At 66.3% G+C, this 15676-nt stretch carries 16 protein-coding genes; 9 read left to right on the forward strand and 7 right to left on the reverse strand.

The window, feature by feature from the left end:
- Positions 1–19 precede the first annotated feature (19 nt).
- Complete coding sequence (locus tag ACO1P8_RS18315; protein ID WP_486297316.1) at positions 20–1009, forward strand: Bug family tripartite tricarboxylate transporter substrate binding protein; 990 nt, start codon at positions 20–22, stop codon at positions 1007–1009.
- On the opposite strand, the gene ACO1P8_RS18320 is transcribed toward ACO1P8_RS18315, so the two are convergent.
- Positions 951–1889, reverse strand: coding sequence for a LysR family transcriptional regulator (locus ACO1P8_RS18320; RefSeq protein WP_486297317.1), 939 nt, complete (start codon positions 1887–1889; stop codon positions 951–953). The two genes, ACO1P8_RS18315 and ACO1P8_RS18320, sit on opposite strands and share 59 nt — an antisense overlap.
- Before the next feature lie 152 nt (positions 1890–2041).
- On the opposite strand from ACO1P8_RS18320, the gene ACO1P8_RS18325 reads away from it, so the two are divergent.
- Positions 2042–3052 carry a TauD/TfdA family dioxygenase gene (locus ACO1P8_RS18325; RefSeq protein ID WP_486297318.1) on the forward strand — a complete coding sequence of 337 codons (1011 nt, stop codon included), beginning with the start codon at positions 2042–2044 and terminating at the stop codon, positions 3050–3052.
- A 106-nt stretch (positions 3053–3158) separates the two neighbouring features.
- Here ACO1P8_RS18325 and ACO1P8_RS18330 read toward each other — a convergent pair whose 3' ends face one another.
- Positions 3159–3929, reverse strand: coding sequence for an IclR family transcriptional regulator (locus ACO1P8_RS18330; RefSeq protein WP_486297319.1), 771 nt, complete (start codon positions 3927–3929; stop codon positions 3159–3161).
- 118 nt (positions 3930–4047) lie between these two features.
- Between ACO1P8_RS18330 and ACO1P8_RS18335 the strand changes: the two genes are divergently transcribed.
- The gene (locus tag ACO1P8_RS18335; protein ID WP_486297320.1) at positions 4048–4851 is read left to right on the forward strand and encodes a hypothetical protein; all 804 of its coding nucleotides are present in this window, start codon (positions 4048–4050) and stop codon (positions 4849–4851) included.
- 76 nt (positions 4852–4927) lie between these two features.
- On the opposite strand, the gene ACO1P8_RS18340 is transcribed toward ACO1P8_RS18335, so the two are convergent.
- Entirely contained in the window at positions 4928–5620 is a 693-nt protein-coding gene (locus ACO1P8_RS18340) for an SDR family oxidoreductase (RefSeq protein ID WP_486297321.1), read from the reverse strand.
- Between the two features lie 82 nt (positions 5621–5702).
- Here ACO1P8_RS18340 and ACO1P8_RS18345 point away from each other — a divergent pair, with 82 nt between their 5' ends.
- Positions 5703–6293 (forward strand): TetR/AcrR family transcriptional regulator, encoded by a 591-nt coding sequence (locus tag ACO1P8_RS18345; RefSeq protein WP_486297322.1) that lies wholly within the window; start codon positions 5703–5705, stop codon positions 6291–6293.
- A 160-nt stretch (positions 6294–6453) separates the two neighbouring features.
- Positions 6454–7764, forward strand: coding sequence for a cation:proton antiporter (locus ACO1P8_RS18350; protein WP_486297323.1), 1311 nt, complete (start codon positions 6454–6456; stop codon positions 7762–7764).
- Positions 7765–7818: 54 nt separating this feature from the next.
- On the opposite strand, the gene tcuB is transcribed toward ACO1P8_RS18350, so the two are convergent.
- From tcuB to ACO1P8_RS18365, 3 genes are all read right to left on the reverse strand, one after another.
- Positions 7819–9069 (reverse strand): tricarballylate utilization 4Fe-4S protein TcuB, encoded by a 1251-nt coding sequence (tcuB, locus tag ACO1P8_RS18355; RefSeq protein WP_486297324.1) that lies wholly within the window; start codon positions 9067–9069, stop codon positions 7819–7821.
- The gene (gene tcuA / locus ACO1P8_RS18360; protein WP_486297325.1) at positions 9056–10471 is read right to left on the reverse strand and encodes an FAD-dependent tricarballylate dehydrogenase TcuA; all 1416 of its coding nucleotides are present in this window, start codon (positions 10469–10471) and stop codon (positions 9056–9058) included. Before tcuA ends, tcuB begins: the two co-directional genes overlap by 14 nt.
- Positions 10472–10552: 81 nt before the next feature.
- Entirely contained in the window at positions 10553–11473 is a 921-nt protein-coding gene (locus ACO1P8_RS18365; protein WP_486297326.1) for a LysR family transcriptional regulator, read from the reverse strand.
- A 248-nt stretch (positions 11474–11721) separates the two neighbouring features.
- Here ACO1P8_RS18365 and ACO1P8_RS18370 point away from each other — a divergent pair, with 248 nt between their 5' ends.
- The 3 genes from ACO1P8_RS18370 to ACO1P8_RS18380 are packed head-to-tail and all read left to right on the forward strand — an operon-like array spanning position 11722 to position 14496.
- Positions 11722–12693: a TRAP transporter substrate-binding protein gene (locus ACO1P8_RS18370; RefSeq protein WP_486297327.1), complete on the forward strand. Its 972-nt coding sequence runs from the start codon at positions 11722–11724 to the stop codon at positions 12691–12693.
- An 8-nt stretch (positions 12694–12701) separates the two neighbouring features.
- Positions 12702–13202 (forward strand): TRAP transporter small permease, encoded by a 501-nt coding sequence (locus ACO1P8_RS18375; RefSeq protein ID WP_486297328.1) that lies wholly within the window; start codon positions 12702–12704, stop codon positions 13200–13202.
- Positions 13195–14496, forward strand: a complete 1302-nt coding sequence (locus ACO1P8_RS18380) for a TRAP transporter large permease (protein WP_486297329.1) — start codon at positions 13195–13197, stop codon at positions 14494–14496. The genes ACO1P8_RS18375 and ACO1P8_RS18380 overlap by 8 nt, the downstream gene beginning before the upstream one ends.
- A gap of 28 nt (positions 14497–14524) precedes the next feature.
- Here the strand turns inward: ACO1P8_RS18380 and ACO1P8_RS18385 are convergent, their stop codons facing one another.
- Positions 14525–14968 carry a secondary thiamine-phosphate synthase enzyme YjbQ gene (locus ACO1P8_RS18385; RefSeq protein WP_486297386.1) on the reverse strand — a complete coding sequence of 148 codons (444 nt, stop codon included), beginning with the start codon at positions 14966–14968 and terminating at the stop codon, positions 14525–14527.
- A 188-nt stretch (positions 14969–15156) separates the two neighbouring features.
- Between ACO1P8_RS18385 and ACO1P8_RS18390 the strand changes: the two genes are divergently transcribed.
- Positions 15157–15633 (forward strand): VOC family protein, encoded by a 477-nt coding sequence (locus ACO1P8_RS18390; protein ID WP_486297330.1) that lies wholly within the window; start codon positions 15157–15159, stop codon positions 15631–15633.
- The last annotated feature ends 43 nt before the right edge of the window (positions 15634–15676 follow it).

The raw sequence follows: 15676 nt of genomic DNA on the forward strand, positions 1-15676 counted from the left end.
GTACTGAAGGAGACTCATCATGCATCGACAATGGCGTACCGCCGCGGGCGCGATCGCGCTTGCCCTATGTTCGGCCGCCGCGCCCGCAAGCGCGCAGACCGACAACTATCCATCCCGGCCCATCAAGCTGGTGGTGCCCTTCCCCCCCGGCGGCGCCAGCGACGCGGCCGGCCGCATCTATGCGCAATACCTGACCGACAAGCTGGGGCAGACCGTGGTGGTGGAGAACCGCGCCGGCGCCGGCGGCGAGATCGGCGCGGACCACGTCGCCAAGTCCGACCCGGACGGCTATACGCTGCTGTTGGGCGCCCTGGGCAGCCACTCCATCCACGCGGCGCTGGGCGAAAGCCCATATAACCTGGGCAAGGCCTTCGTCGGCGTGTCCATGGCATCCACCGTACCCATGGTGGTCGCCGTCAACAGCAAGGTGCCGGTGAAATCGGTGGCCGAACTGATCGCGCTGGCCAAGGAAAAGCCGGGGAAACTGACCTTCGGCTCCGCCGGCCCCGGCACGCCGCAGCAGATGGCGGTCGAGTTGTTCAAGGCGGACACGCATACCAACCTGCTGCATGTCCCGTACAAGGGCAGCGGCCCGTCAGTCGCCGCCCTGCTGGGCGGCCAGGTGGATATCGTCTTCGAGACGCTGCCCGCGCTGCAGGGCAATATCAACACCGGACGCATCCATGTGCTGGCCGTCACCAGCGCCCAGCGCTCGCCCAGCATGCCCGACCTGCCCACGCTGCAGGAGGCAGGCGTGCGCGGCTACGACGTCACCAATGCCTACGCGGTGCTGGCACCGGCGCGCACGCCCAAGCCCATCGTGGATAAGCTGGCAGCCGCCATGAAGCAGGTCGGCGCCATGCCGGAGGTCCAGCAGAAGTTCCGCCAGCAAGGCGCGGAAGCCGTCACCACCACCCCGGAACAGACGACGCAGATGCTGCAGGCGGAGCTCAAGAAGTGGACGGCGGTCGTGCAGGCCGCCGGCGGGAAGGAGATCGCGAAGAAGTGAACGGGAATTCGCTGGTTTCGCGCGCCAGTTCGGCGATGGCGCCGACCAGCGGGTCCAGTACGTCGCGCTTGTGGACGGCGACGAATTGCACGGGGGGCAGCGCCGGCCGGGTTTCGATCAGGCGCAGCCGTCCCGCTTCCAGGTCCTCGCGGCACGAGCGCAAGGGCAGCAGGCTGACACCCAGTCCCGCCATGGTCAGGTCCGCCAGCACCCGGACATTGCTGCACGACACCACCGGCTGATAGGAAGCCTGGCCGGCGCTGAACCATTGTTCGATCACGGGATAGTGGTGCGATGCCTCCGACAGGCCCAGCACCGGCAGGCCCGCCAGCTCGGCCGGCGTCAAAGCATGGCGAGGCAGCGCCAGCCCCGGCGGCCCCATCCAGACGAATTCGTCGTAGCCCAGGGCCAGGCATTCCAGGCGCGCGCCCTGCACCGGTCCGGTCGCGATGGCCAGGTCCAGTTCGCCGCTGGCCAGACGTTCGACCAGCGGCGTGGTCAAGGCGATCTCCAACTGCACGGTGACGGCCGGAAAACGCTGGCGCAGCGCGGCCAGCAAGCGCGGCAGCCAGGTCATCGCCACCAGCCCCGCCACGCCGATGCGAACGATGCCCGCCGCGCTGCCCGCATCGCCGATGTCGCGCGCAATGTCGGCGGCAAGCTCGACCATCCGGCGCGCGCGGGCCAGCAAGGCCCGGCCTCGCGGCGTCAGCACCGCGCGATGGCCGCTGCGGTCGAACAAGGGCACGCCCAGGGAAGCTTCCAGTTCCCGCATGCGCGCGGATATCGTCGACTGGGTGGCATGCATGGCCTGCGCCGCGCCGGCAAAGCTGCCGGCGTCGACGATCCTGATGAAGGTTTCCAATTGGCGTATGTGCATGCGCGCGCTCCGGATCGAAGAACTTTACATCGAAGTATCCGATGAAGTTGATCAAAAATAAATCGCTTTCTTCGATCAACTGGCGAGCCTAGACTGTATTCGAGCCGTGCATCCCGCCACGCATCGCACGGCCGAAAAATCTGGAGGAAGACATGGGCGCCATTGAACGCATTCTTGCCGAACATCACGACGAGTCCATCCGGGCCCGCGACACGCCTTTCGAGGGCCCGGTCGTCTGGCGCCGCGATACGCTGGCACCGGACGACGGGATCATCGCCCTGGACGCGGGCAGCCGCCGGGAACTGGACGAACTGGTCGACACCCTGCGGCGCAATCCGCTGGCGACCCCGCTGCTGCACCTGGACGACTTCGATCTGCCCGCCTGCCGCGCGATGATGACACGCGCGCGCACCATCCTCGAACATGGCGTGGGTTTCGTGATCGTCGACAAGCTGCCCATGGACGACTACACCATCGACGAAGCGCGCGCCGTCTATTGGCTGCTGGCGCAGATGGTGTCGCGGCCGGTGGCGCAGAGCTGGGACGGCAAAGTGATCTATGACGTACGCGACATGGGCAAACCGCCCGGCAACGGCGTGCGGCCCGACATTACCAACGCCGAGCAGAACTTCCACACCGACAATAGCTATAACCTTTGCCCGCCGGATTACGTTGCCCTGCTATGCCTGCGGCCGGCCATGGAAGGCGGCATCAGCAGCATCGTCAGTTTCTATTCGGTCTACAACGAATTGCTGGCCTCGCATCCGGATCTGGTCGAACGGCTGTACCAGCCCTACCTGTTCGACCGCCAGCGCGAACATGCGCCCGACGACGCCCGGCTGATCAGCCATCCCCTGTTCCAGGCACACGAAGGCCGCACGCTGTGCCGCCTGTCGCACCGCCACGTCGTCACCGGATACGAGATGGCCGGACAGGAAATGGACGACCTGACCAAGACCGCGCTGCACACCCTGGAATCCATCATGATGGAGCCGCGGTGGTCGCGGGAATTCTTCTTCGAGGCAGGGCAGATCCAGATCGTCGACAACACGCGCCTGGGACATCGCCGCACGGGCTTCGTCGACTATCCGGACGAGGACCGCAAGCGCCACCTGGTCAGGTTGTGGCTGCGCAACCAAGGACGCAGGTTCTATAACGGCTGAGGCTCGACCTCGCCGCTACGAAGGCCGCTCGCCGTTACGGGAACCGGCGCGGCACGGGCGGCGGGCCGCCGGACCGCGATCGCCCCGGGGGACCGGCCGCGCCCGCTCAGGCGGCGCCGGCCTGCGCCGGAGGCCGATATCCCATCGATTCGGAAACCTCGGCGGCACAGGCCGCCACCACCGGCGCCAGTTCGCGCATGCGCACGGCGTTCAGGCGTTCCAGCGGACCGGATATTCCCAGGGCCGCCACCGGTTGCGCCAGGCTGTTGAAGATGGCGACCGCGACCCCGCCCACGGTCGCCCGCCATTCGCCCCGATTGGCCGCATAGCCCTGGCGGCGTATCTTGCGCATTTCCTCTTCCAGCGCATCGAGCGCCACCAGCGTCTTGGGCGTATGCGCCTGCAGCACGCTTGCGTATCGGGCGATATAGCCTTCCGGCTGATGCGCCAGCAGTACCTTGCCGGTGGCCACCGCGTACGCGGGAGCCCGCCCGCCCACATACGAATATGCCCGCACCGGCTGTGGACTGTCGATCTTGTCGATGTAGACCACTTCGATGCCGTCCAGCAGCGACAGGTGCACGGTTTCGCCCGACTGTTCCGCCAGCCGCGCCATTGCCCGCTGCGCCAGTTTGCGGACGTCCATTTGCGCCAGCTGGCGCGCGCCCAGCTCGAACAGCCGCACCGTGGCCCGGTATTCGCCGCTATCCTCGTCCTTCACGATGTAGCCGGCATGCGCCAGCGTCTGCAGGGTGCGATGGGTATTGCTTCGCGTCAGGCCCACCCTGGAGGCGAGTTCCTCGATGGTGCGGGGCCGATGATCGACCTCCGTGACGGCTTCGAGCACCATCAGGCCCTTCAATAGTGTCTTGTCCATAAGTCCGGTTTTATGACCCTTCAATGCGCCGCATCGGCTGGGAGGCACGGCGCGCGGAACCCTCGGTTGCTTCCGGTAACGGAACGCGCGCCTTTTCTCCTGTCCTTCCAAGGTCGCCATGATGATCTTCATCAGTCCATCGATCAACAACTCCCCTCTGTCAGCTTACATCCCGCCCGAGCAAGCCGACGTCTACGTTACCCGCAGCGTCCTCGATCAGGCGGTGGCGGCGATCGAACGGGCCGGCGGGCCCCGCGACCCCGTGCCGGCCTCCGGCGGCATCGAGCTGGATCCGCGGCTGGCCACCGTGCTCGATACCTACGTCCGCGATGCCCAACCCGGCGAAGACCGCGCGACGGCGCGGGCGCGGATCGAAACCGCCATTGCCCAGGGCAACGAAGCCGCTTTGTCATTGAAAGGCCTGGGTCTGCTGACGGTCCCGCCCGTCATTCCGAACGTCATCAGCCTGGATCTGTCGGACAACCGGATATCCGAACTGCCCCTGCTGCCCTGCGACATCCAGGTGCTGCTGGTGGCGCGTAACCGGCTGCGAAGCCTACCGAACGCATTGCCGGCGCAGTTGGTCCAGCTGGATGTGTCCCACAACTACCTGGCCTACCTGACGGAAACGCTATCGCACCGGGTGGTCCACGTGGATGCGCGAGACAATGGCCTGCTCGCATTGCCGAACAGGCTGCCGCGCGAACTTCGTGTACTGCACGTGACGCAAAACCGCGTGGATTTGACGCAAGCCGCCGCCGATCGCCTCGCGAAACTATCGGCGCGGCGCGTTTACGACGCCGTGGCGGGAGCGCCCGCCGCCACCGCCCTGCGCGCCGCGAAGAAAATGGGCGGCCGCCAATGCGGCGCGAATCTCGATGCGCATTTGGTGCTCATCCCCCCGATCAAGACCGCTGCCTGACAGCCGCGCCGCACGGGTACGCCCTCTCGCCGTCCCGGCCGCGCATCGCCGTCGCTACGGGACACCCACGGACCGCCTACAGATAGGCCGCGGCGTCCAGGCTCAGGGAGGCCTTCACCATGCGGCTGGTGTCATCGATAAGCAGTTCGGGCCGCTCCTCGCGTATCGCCTCGACGATCTTTCCCGCCGCCACGGACGGCGCCGTCTTGGGCGCGTCGAGCCTCGCCACCATATCGGTATCCATATACCCGACGTGTACGCCCGTCACGCGGATGTTCCGATCCTTGAGCTCACGGCGCATACCATTGGTCAGCGCCCATGCGGCGGCCTTGGACACGCTGTAGTGCGTGGAATCTTCGATCACCAACCAGCTGAGTACGGAAAGCACGTTGACGAACGTGCCGCCGCCATTGCGGGCCAGGATGGGCGCGAAAGCGCTGCTGACATTCAGCACGCCGTAGAAGTTGACGTCGAACAGGCGCCGGATGCGATCCGGCGCATCTTCGCTCAAGGCCGGGCCGGGCAAGGAGATCCCGGCATTGTTGACGACGATTTCCACGTCACCGCAACGCTGCGCCGCCGCCCGCACGCTGGCGGCATCGGTCACATCCAGTTCGACCGGCACCACGCCGGGCAGATCGACGCTGCCCGGGTCGCGCGCACCCGCATACACTTTGGCCGCGCCCGCTTGCAGCAGTGCCTGCGCGATTGCCTTTCCCAGCCCTCGATTCGCGCCGGTCACCAGCGCCACACGCCCTTTGATTTCCATGATTCACTCCAATAGATGTTAAGCGACATCTAATTAGATGTCAGGTATCATCTAAGTGTCAACGACTTTTTGGCGACCCGCCATGCGCAAATCCCGTGAAGAAACCGCCCGCACCCGCGCGCGCATCATTGCCGCGGCGGGCCAGGAGTTCCGCCGCAACGGCATCGCCGCGACCGGCCTCGCGGGCCTGATGCAGGCCGCCGGCTTGACCCACGGCGGCTTCTACAAGCACTTCTCGTCCAAAGAGGAATTGGTCGCCGAGGCCTGCACGCAGTCGATCAACGGCGTGCTGGACGCCTTGGTGGAACGCGTGGCCCAGGAACCTCCCGCACAGCGGCTGGATACCTTCCTGGCAGCCTACTTATCGGCCGCCCACCGCGACGCCCCGGAGAACGGCTGCGGCCTGGCCGCCCTGGGAAGCGAACTGGGCCGCTCGGGCGATGCCACGCGCACGGCGACCACCCAGGCCTTCGAACGCATGGTCGACATCGTCATCCAGTATCTGCCGGCCCCTCACGCGGCCGGTGCCCGGGCCCGGGCACGCACGATCGTCGCCACCCTGATCGGTGCCGTGGCCATGGCCCGTGCGGTCAACGACGCGGCGTTATCCGACCGCATCCTGGACGACACCCGCGCCAGCCTCGTCGCCATGGCGGGCGCAACGGCGGCGTAGCGCGATCGCCCGATCGCCCGTACCGCATCGTCCGTCCCTCCCGCCGGCGCCGCGGCGCCGGCGACGGAAAAGGATGGGCATGGCGCGTGCTGGAGCCCCGCCCGATGCCGCCGGCAAGCGTATGTCTCGCGCCCGCGGGGGCAGCACAAGGACACCCCCCATGATCGAAGCCATCTGGTATGTGCTGGTCGGCGGCCTGCTGATCGCCATGGCGCTCGCCCGCAATGTGATCTCGCGCCTGCCCATCACGGGCGCGATGGTCTATTTGGCGGTCGGTTTTGCCATCGGCCCTGCGGGCGCCGGGCTGCTCGATGTCGATCTCTATCGCGACACGCACACCTTGCGCGTCCTCACCGAGGCGGGCCTGATCGTGGCGCTTTTCGCGATCGGCCTGCACCTGCGCGCCCCGCTGGGCCATCGCATATGGTCGCCGCCTTTTCGCCTGGCCTTGCCGGCGATGATCATTACCATCGCCCTGATGGCGGCCGGTGCTTACTTCGGCCTGCACCTGCCTCTGGGGCCGGCCATCGTCCTGGGCGCCGCGCTGGCCCCGACCGACCCCGTGCTGGCCAGCGAACTGCGGCCCCGCGAGGCCGGCGACGAGGATCCGCTGCGCTTTTCCCTGTCCGGCGAGGGCGGCGCCAACGACGGCGCGGCCTATCCTTTCGCGTTGCTGGGCGTCATGCTCTGCGCCGTACCGCCCGAGTCGCTGGACCCGGTGTGGAAACTGACCGGCCGGCTGGCATGGGGCATTGCCGCTGCCGTGGCCATCGGATGGCTGATGGGCACCGTCACCCAGACGCTGGTCGCCAGGCTGCGTATCCGCTACGCCAAGGCGCTGGGTTTCGAAGGCTTCCTGGCCCTGGGCCTGATGACGGCCTGCTATGGCGTGACGCTCCTGGCGCACGGCTACGGTTTCCTGGCGGTGTTTTGCACCGGCGTGGCGCTGCGCCGGCGCGAGATGCGGGCCACCGGACAAGAAACGCCGCGCGAAGTGCTGCAGGACGTGCCGCGCGGCGAACGCCGCCGGGCGGCCAAGGACCCGCAATTGGCGCATGCCTACCTGGCGGAATCCATGATGGCGTTCTCCGTGGAAATGGAACGCATCGTCGAACTGGCGCTGATGCTGCTGATAGGCAGCGTGATCTCGGCGCATTGGCGCGAGATGCTGGGCTGGACGCCACTGGCCATGATCGTCCTGCTGTTCTTTGTCGCGCGGCCGCTGGCGGTGCAGGCGGCGATGGCGGGCACCGGCGCCTCGTGGCGCGAACGGTTGGTCGCCTCCTGGCTGGGCTTTCGCGGCGTAGGCACGTTTTACTACCTGCTGTTCGCGCTGGAGCACGCCACCGACCAGGCCAAGGCCCTGACGCCCATCCTGCTTGGCGCGATCACGCTATCGGTCTTCGTGCATGGCGTCTCCGCCTTGCCGGTACTGACCTGGTACTACCGGGAAAAGCCGGTCGAGGAATAGCAAACGGGGCGGCCGCCTTGGCAACCGCCCCGTCCGTCCCGCGCGGTTGTCGACTCAGTCCGAGCCCAGCTGCAGCGAATTGGGCTGCCGCTTCTCGATATTCCACTTCAACAGCGCGGCGCTACGGTAGATGCCGTGGGCGAACTTGCTGTACGGCAGCGTCAGGAACAATGCCATTACCGTCCCCAGGTGAATGGCCAATAGCAGGCCCATCGCGCCGCTATCGCGTCCGGCCAGCAGGCCCAGGCCGGTCAGCGAGATCAGGAACAGCAGCACGATGAAGCCGCGGTCCATGGGGCGCTGGGCGACGTCGCCCTGTTCCGGGTAGCGGCGCAGGTTCAGCCAGAGCAGGCCCGCCGGCCCGATCAAGAGGCCGATACCGCCCAGGGTTCCCAGCAGCACGGGCGCGCTGAAGAAGGGATACGGCGCGTGATAGTCCAGCAGGTAGTGATACAGCGTGGCCACGCACGTGGCGGCGAAACACAGCATGAAGCCGTAGAACGTGAAGTGGTGGAAGCGGCGGCGCGCCAGCGTAAACGCGTCGTCATTCTCGTTGCAGCCCTTGCCGTGGCCGCCGTCCAGGTAGCGCAGGCGCAAGACATCGTGCGCGGCCTCGGCCACGGCCGGCCCGCTTGCCTTGCCGGGCGACACATTGCGCCAGAAGCGCGTCACGCCTATGCCCAGCGCCAGGATGGCGAACAGGAAGACGACACCGAACATCAGCGCCAGCGTGTTATGCGGAAAAATGGCGTAGAAGTTGCCGGCCAGCGGCGCGTGGATCAAGGAGCCGGCCGACACCATGGCCAGGACCAGGAACAGCGCGAGCATCGCGGCGGTCGCGAGCGACAGGGTCAGGCCGTTACGCTTGTACAGCGACCCGAGCGCCGCGGGCCACGCGTAATCGGTATAGGTCTGGACCCGCACCTTGGCCATGGCTTGCGGCACGTTGACGCCGAATTCATGCGGCGGCGCATACTGGCATGCGTGCAGACAGGCGCCGCAGTTGTGGCACAGGTTGGCCAGGTAGTTCACGTCGGCCTTGCCGAACTCCAGCCGGCGCGTCATGGCCGGGAACACCGCGCAGAAGCCTTCGCAGTAGCGGCAGGCATTGCAGATCTGCATGACGCGCGCAACTTCGGCTTCGTTATCGGTGGTCGGTGCCTGCGCGCCGGCACGCACGAACTTGACGGGCGTTTCCTTCATGGCGCTATGGCCCTCGGCCGTGCGGGCCGGAGCGACCGAGGCGTCGGGCGTAACGATGTGCATGGCGCTCGCCTGTTTGACGAGGGCTTCAAGCTGTTTCAAGGGCGGCTCCCATGGATGATTTCTTTCCAGCGGCCAGCGCCGCCTGCGTACCCGCGATCCGGCCGAACGCCGTGCCGATCGACATGCCGACCCCGGCGGTATACCCCTTGCCCAGCACGTTGCCGGCCATCATTTCGCCTGCCACGAAGAGGTTGTCGCTGGGTTCGCCGTTGAAATGCACGGCAGCCTGGTCGTTCACCTTCAGGCCCAGATAGGTGAAGGTAATACCGGGACGCAAGGGATAGCCGAAGAACGGCGCGCGGTCGATGGGCCGCGCCCAATGCGTCTTGGCGGGCGCTATGCCTTCGGTGTGGCAATCGTCCAGCTTGGTGTGATCGAAGGTCCCGACGCGGCAGGCGGCGTTGTATTCGCGCAGCGTCTGCATGAAGCGCGCTTCGTCCAGGCCCAGCTTGCGGGCCAGTTCCTCCAGCGTGTCGGCCTGCGTGCCCGGAAACACCGGCGGCATGAAGCGGCCGACGGCCTTGGCATCGATGATCGAGTAGCCGATCTGGTCCGGCTGGCCCGCCACCAGGCGTCCCCAGATCGCATAGCGCTTGGGCCAGAAATCCTCGCCCTCGTCATAGAAGCGCTGCGCATCGCGGTTCACCACCACGCCCAGCGAAACGCAGTCGATGCGGGTGCAGATACCGCCGTCATACAAGGGCGCGCGCGCGTCGATGGCAACGCAGTGCGATTGCGATGGATCGCCGATGATGTCCGCGCCCGCGTCCATCATGAACTTCAGCAGCACGCCCTTGTTGAAGCGCGTGCCGCGGATCAGGAAATTGTCCGCCGGCCATTCGCCGCGTTCGTTCTGGCCCCAGGCTTCGCGCAACCATTCGCGGTTCGACTCGAAGCCGCCGGCCGCCAGCACGCAGGACTTGGCCTCGATGCGCTCCTGGCCGACGAAGGCGGCAACGAAGCGGCCGTCGCGCAGCTCCAGGCGCTCGACCGGCGCGTTGTAGCGCACCTGCACCCCCAGCGCTTCGGCGCTGCGGTAGTAGGCGTTGACCAGGGCTTTGCCGCCGCCCATGAAAAATGCGTTGGTGCGCGCCACGTGCAGTGCTCCGGACAGTGGCGGCTGGAAGTTCACACCGTGCCTGCGCATCCAGGGCCGACAGGTCGACGAGGCGCGGATCGCCAGCCGCGCCAAATGTTCGTTGGTGATCCCGCCCGTGACCTTCAGCAAGTCCTGCCAGAACTCTTCCTCGGGATAGGCTTCGACGAGGACATCCTGCGGCTCATCATGCATGCAGCGCAGGTTGCGGGTGTGCTGCGAGTTGCCGCCGCGCCATTCCTTGGGCGCGGACTCCAGCATCAGGACGCTGGCGCCGGCCTCCCTGGCCATCAGCGCAGCGCAAAGGGCGGCGTTGCCGCCGCCGATAACCAATACATCCCACATGGCTTTCTGGCCCTCCTTGGACAGGTGCGGACTGTAGACCAGAAACCCTTCCCTCGTAAGGGCAAATATTTCAATAGGTATTCACGAATTCTGAAGGGTTGCGCCGGGCCAGCCGCCTTCCTCCACGAGCGCACGGGCGACGTCTCCCAGGACGACCCGGGCCGCCAGCCCGGCCGGCGAAAGCTCGTCTTCAGGCAAACTGACGAGCAGATTCTTGCGATGCAGGTCCGCGCCGGTCAGCCAGATCCGCCCCAGGGTGGGATCGGCCGCCAGGGCGGCGCCAGGCTGTATGGTGGCGACGTGCCCTACCCTGACCATGGCCATCAAGGTCGCCAGGCCATCGACCTCGGCCACGATGTCGGGCTCCATGCCCAGGCGGGCGTAGGCGCTGTCCACCAGGTTGCGCAATCCGTGCGCCGCACTGGGCAGTACCAGGGGCACGCCGGCCAGCTCGCGCAGGCCGGCCGTTTCGGTACCCGGCCAGTTGGGCGTGGTGGGCTGGCCGATCAGGACCAGTTGCTCGTCCAACAGGGGCAGGACCGTCCAGCGCTGGGCCGCATCGGTGTTGAAGACGATGGCCAGATCGACCTGCCTGGCATTCAGCATCGCGGCCAGATGACCGGACAGGCTCTCCGTCATGCGCAGCCGCACGTCGGGGTAGCGCTGCTGCATGGCGTGGATGAAACGCGGCGCCAGCACCGTGGCCGTGGTAGAGGCCAATCCCACGCTGACCTGCCCCGCCAGCCGCGCTTCGCGCGCCGCCATGGCGGCGGCGTCCGCGTGGCGTATGGCCAGTTGGGCCTGCCGCAGGAAGGCGCGGCCGGCGTCGGTGGGAACGACGCCGGTGGAAGTCCGTTGCAGCAGCCGCGTGGCCAGCTCGCTTTCCAGCCGGCTGATCTGCTGGCTGAGCGCCGACGTCACCACGCCCAGCTCCGCCGCTGCCCGCCCCATGCTGCCCAATTCGACGATGCGCGCGAACGCGCGCAGTTGCCGCAGTTCCATTGAAGTCAGAGATGAATCCCGCCAGCACGCATTGTGGCACGCCGCCGGAGCGGCTTCACGGCGGTCGCAGGCCCTGGGAATTACCCGTAGAGGCGCGCCACCGGCCCAAATCGGGGCCCGCGGACCCGTAGAATTGCCCGGTTTTCATTTCCAGACCGGCCCGCCACAAGCGGGATGGGTGTTCCGGCATCGCCGGCGCCATGCCTGGACGGCGCCCGGTCCACAACTTTTCGACGAGGACAGCCCACATGCTGAGGAAGATCACGTTGTTCGCGGGTAGCGTGCTATTGGCCGCCACGGCCCAAACCCAGGCTCAGACGAAATGGGACCTGCCCAGCGCCTACCCTCCCAGCAATTTCCATGTGGAAAACCTGAACCAGTTCGCCAAGGACGTCGGTACGCTGTCCGGCGGCAAGCTGGCGATCACGGTCCACAATAACGCATCCTTGTACAAGGCGCCGGAAATCAAGCGCGCGGTCCAGGGCAACCAGGCCCAGATCGGCGAGATCCTGCTGACCAATTTCGCCAACGAAGCACCGGTCTACGCGCTGGACGGGCTGCCCTTTCTGGCCACCGGCTACGACGCGTCGTTCAAGCTGTACCAGGCGCAAAAGCCTTTCCTGGAAAAGAAGCTGGCATCGCAGGGGATGATGTTGCTCTACGCGGTGGCGTGGCCGCCCCAGGGCATCTTCGCCAACAAGGACATCAAGACGGTCGCCGACATGAAGGGCTTGAAATGGCGCGCCTACAGCCCGGTCACGGCACGCATCGCCGAACTGGTCGGTGCGCAGCCGGTCACCGTACAGCAGGCCGAACTGGCCCAGGCGATGGCCACGGGCGTGATCGACTCCTATATGTCTTCCGCGTCGACCGGCTACGACACCAAGACCTACGAATACATCAAGAAGTTCTATGACACCCAGGCCTGGTTGCCGAAGAACGCCGTCATCGTCAACAAGCGCGCCTTCGACGCGCTGGACCCCGCCACCCAGGCGGCGTTGAAGAAGGCGGCGGCCCAGGCAGAGGAACGCGGCTGGAAGCAGTCGCAGGAGAAGAACACCTGGTACCAGCAGGAGCTCACGAAGAACGGCATGACCATCGTCGCCCCCAGCCCCGAGTTGAAGCAAGGCCTGGAGAAAGTCGGTCAGCAGATGATCGCCGAATGGGTCAAGAGCGCCGGGGCCGACGGCCAGGCGATGATCGACGCCTACAAGAAGTAGCGGCCGCCATGCGACGTTTCCTGGATGGCCTCTACGGCCTGGGGGCCGTGCTGGGCGCACTGTGCACGGTGGGCGTGCTGCTCGCCGTGCTGGCCGGCATCGTGGCGCGCGAAATGGGGTGGAATATCCCCGGGACGGACGCCTATGCCGGCTATTTCATGGCGGCGGCCGGCTTCCTGGCCCTGGCCAGTACCTTCAAGCACGGCGAACATATCCGTGTCACCCTGCTGCTGAATTCGCTGGCACCCGCGCCCAGCCGGCGGCTGGATATCTTCGCGCTGGCGGTCGGTGCCGTTCTGGCGGCGGCCTTCGCCTGGTATAGCGTCAAGCTGGCCCATGACTCGTGGGACTTCAACGACGTCTCGACCTCCAACGACGCCACGCCGCTGTGGATACCGCAAATCAGCATGGCGGTCGGCGCCCTCCTTTTCTTTATTGCGCTGGTGGACGAACTGCTTCGTCGCCTCCGCGGCCACGCCGCGCCTTCCTCGCAGCAAGTCCATGAATGATCTCGCGGTAATCACCCTGCTGGTTGTATCGATTTTCCTGCTGCTGGGTTGCGGCGTCTGGGTCGGCCTGACCTTGACCGGGACGGCGTGGGTCGCCATGGAAATCTTCTCCAGCCGGCCGGCGGGGGACGCCATGGCGGTAACGGTATGGGGCGCGGCGTCCAGCTGGACGCTCACCGCCCTGCCGCTGTTCCTGTGGATGGGAGAAATCCTGTTTCGCACGCGCCTGTCCGAGGATCTGTTCAAGGGCCTGGCGCCCTGGCTGGAACGGCTGCCGGGCCGGTTGCTGCACACCAATGTCATCGGCTGCGCCATCTTCGCGGCGGTGTCCGGCTCGTCGGCCGCGACCTGCGCCACGGTGGGCAAGATGACCATCCCGGAACTGAAGCGGCGCGGCTACCCGGAAAAACAGGTATTGGGCACCCTGTCGGGTGCCGGCACGCTGGGGCTGCTGATTCCGCCGTCGATCATCATGATCGTCTACGGCGTGGCGGCCGACGTGTCCATCGCGCACCTGTTCATCGCCGGCATCATCCCGGGCATCCTGCTGGCGGGATTGTTCATGGGGTATATCGCCTGGTGGGCGCTGCGCAACCCCGACGCGGTGCCCGCGCCCGACCGCGCCATGCGGCTGTCGGAAAAGCTGCACGAGTCGCGCCACCTGATCCCGGTCGTCCTGCTGATCGCCGCGGTGCTCGGATCCATTTACACCGGCGTGGCGACCGCCACGGAAGCCGCCGCCGTGGGCGTGGTCGGCGCGCTGATCCTGTCCGCGCTGCAAGGATCGCTGAAGCTTTCCACCTTCATCGACTCCCTGCTGGGCGCGACGCGGCTTTACTGCATGATCGCGCTGATCCTGGCGGGCGCGCAGTTCCTGACCCTGGCCATGGGCTATATCGGCCTGCCGCGCCAGTTGGCGGAATGGATAGGCGGCCTGGGGCTGACGCAGTTCTGGCTGATCATGGCGCTGATGGTGTTTTTTATCGTCCTGGGCTGCTTCCTGGACGGCATCTCCATCGTCGTCCTGACCATGGGAGTGCTGTTGCCCACCGTGCAGGCCGCGCATATCGACCTGATCTGGTTCGGCATTTTCGTCGTCTTCGTCGTCGAGATGGCCCAGATCACACCGCCCGTGGGCTTTAACCTGTTCGTGCTGTCCGGCATGACGGGACGCGAATTACCCTATATCGCGCGGGCCTCCATGCCCATGTTCCTGCTGATGGTCGTGGCCGTGCTGATCCTGTACTTCGCGCCGGGCATCGCCACCTGGCTGCCGCAGCACATGCGGATGTAAGCCCGCCGCAAGCGGGCAACGCCCGGCGTCAACCGCTCTGGTTGTCGTTGGGCGGCTGCATATAACCCGTCAGCGCCACCGCTACCTTGCGCTGATGGGGCGCCATGCGGTGCTCCCATAGGTAGATTCCCTGCCATGTCCCCAGATCGAGGTCCGACTGGCCGAAGGGAACGGTCAGGCTGGCGCCGGTCAGCGCCGCGCGTATATGGGCGGGCATGTCGTCCGGGCCTTCCGCATCGTGCAGGAAGAGCGGATCGCCGTCCGGCACCAGCCGCGCGAAATAGCGCTCCAGGTCGTCCAGCACCTGCGGATCGGCGTTTTCCGTGATCAGCAGGGAACAGCTGGTGTGGCGGGTGAACACGTGCGCCAATCCGTACTCCAGCCCGCTGCGCCTTACCAACGCGCGGATGTCGCCTGTCAGCTCGAAGAAACCCCGCCCGCTGGTGACGACTTCCATTTCGTCCCGCAGCATGGCGTTCAGGGGCATGGAACGGGCCTGCGATCTTGGCATGGTTACTCCCGGGAAATATTGTCGGACACCGGTGTCGGCTATAAAAGTTTAGCGCCAGCCTGTCGATTTCCCTTTTGGCCGATCGTCGTGAGACAGGCCCGCTCCACGCCGCGGTCCGGCCGCCGCGCCCAGCTGAAAGGAAGCTTACTATGCCCAAGCCTACGTCCCACCCTATCCCGCCCGGCATGCACGCGCTGACGCCGCACCTGGTTTGCGCCAATGCCTTGCGCGCCATCGAGTTCTATGAAAAAGCCTTCGGCGCCAAGCTTGAAAACAAGCTGATGTCGCCCGATGGAAAGATGTTGATGCACGCCATGCTGCGCATCGGCGACTCGGCACTGATGCTGGCCGAGGAGTGTCCGGAATGGGGGTCGCGGGGTCCGCAGGACGGCCAGCCGAAGTCCATGGTGATCCACCTGTACGTCACCGACGTCGACGCCACGGTGGAACGCGCGGTGGCGGCCGGCGCCAAAGTCGTCATGCCGGTAACCGACATGTTCTGGGGCGACCGCTACGGCCAGATCGACGATCCGTCCGGCCATCGCTGGTCGGTCGCCACGCACAAAGTCGACGTGGCGCCGGAAGAAATGCAGGAGGCAATGGCGAAAATGCCCCCGGGACGCTGACCGCGACCGACGACGCAACGGCTGATGGTGGGGCCATCCTGGA

This window comes from Bordetella sp., assembly GCF_057362025.1.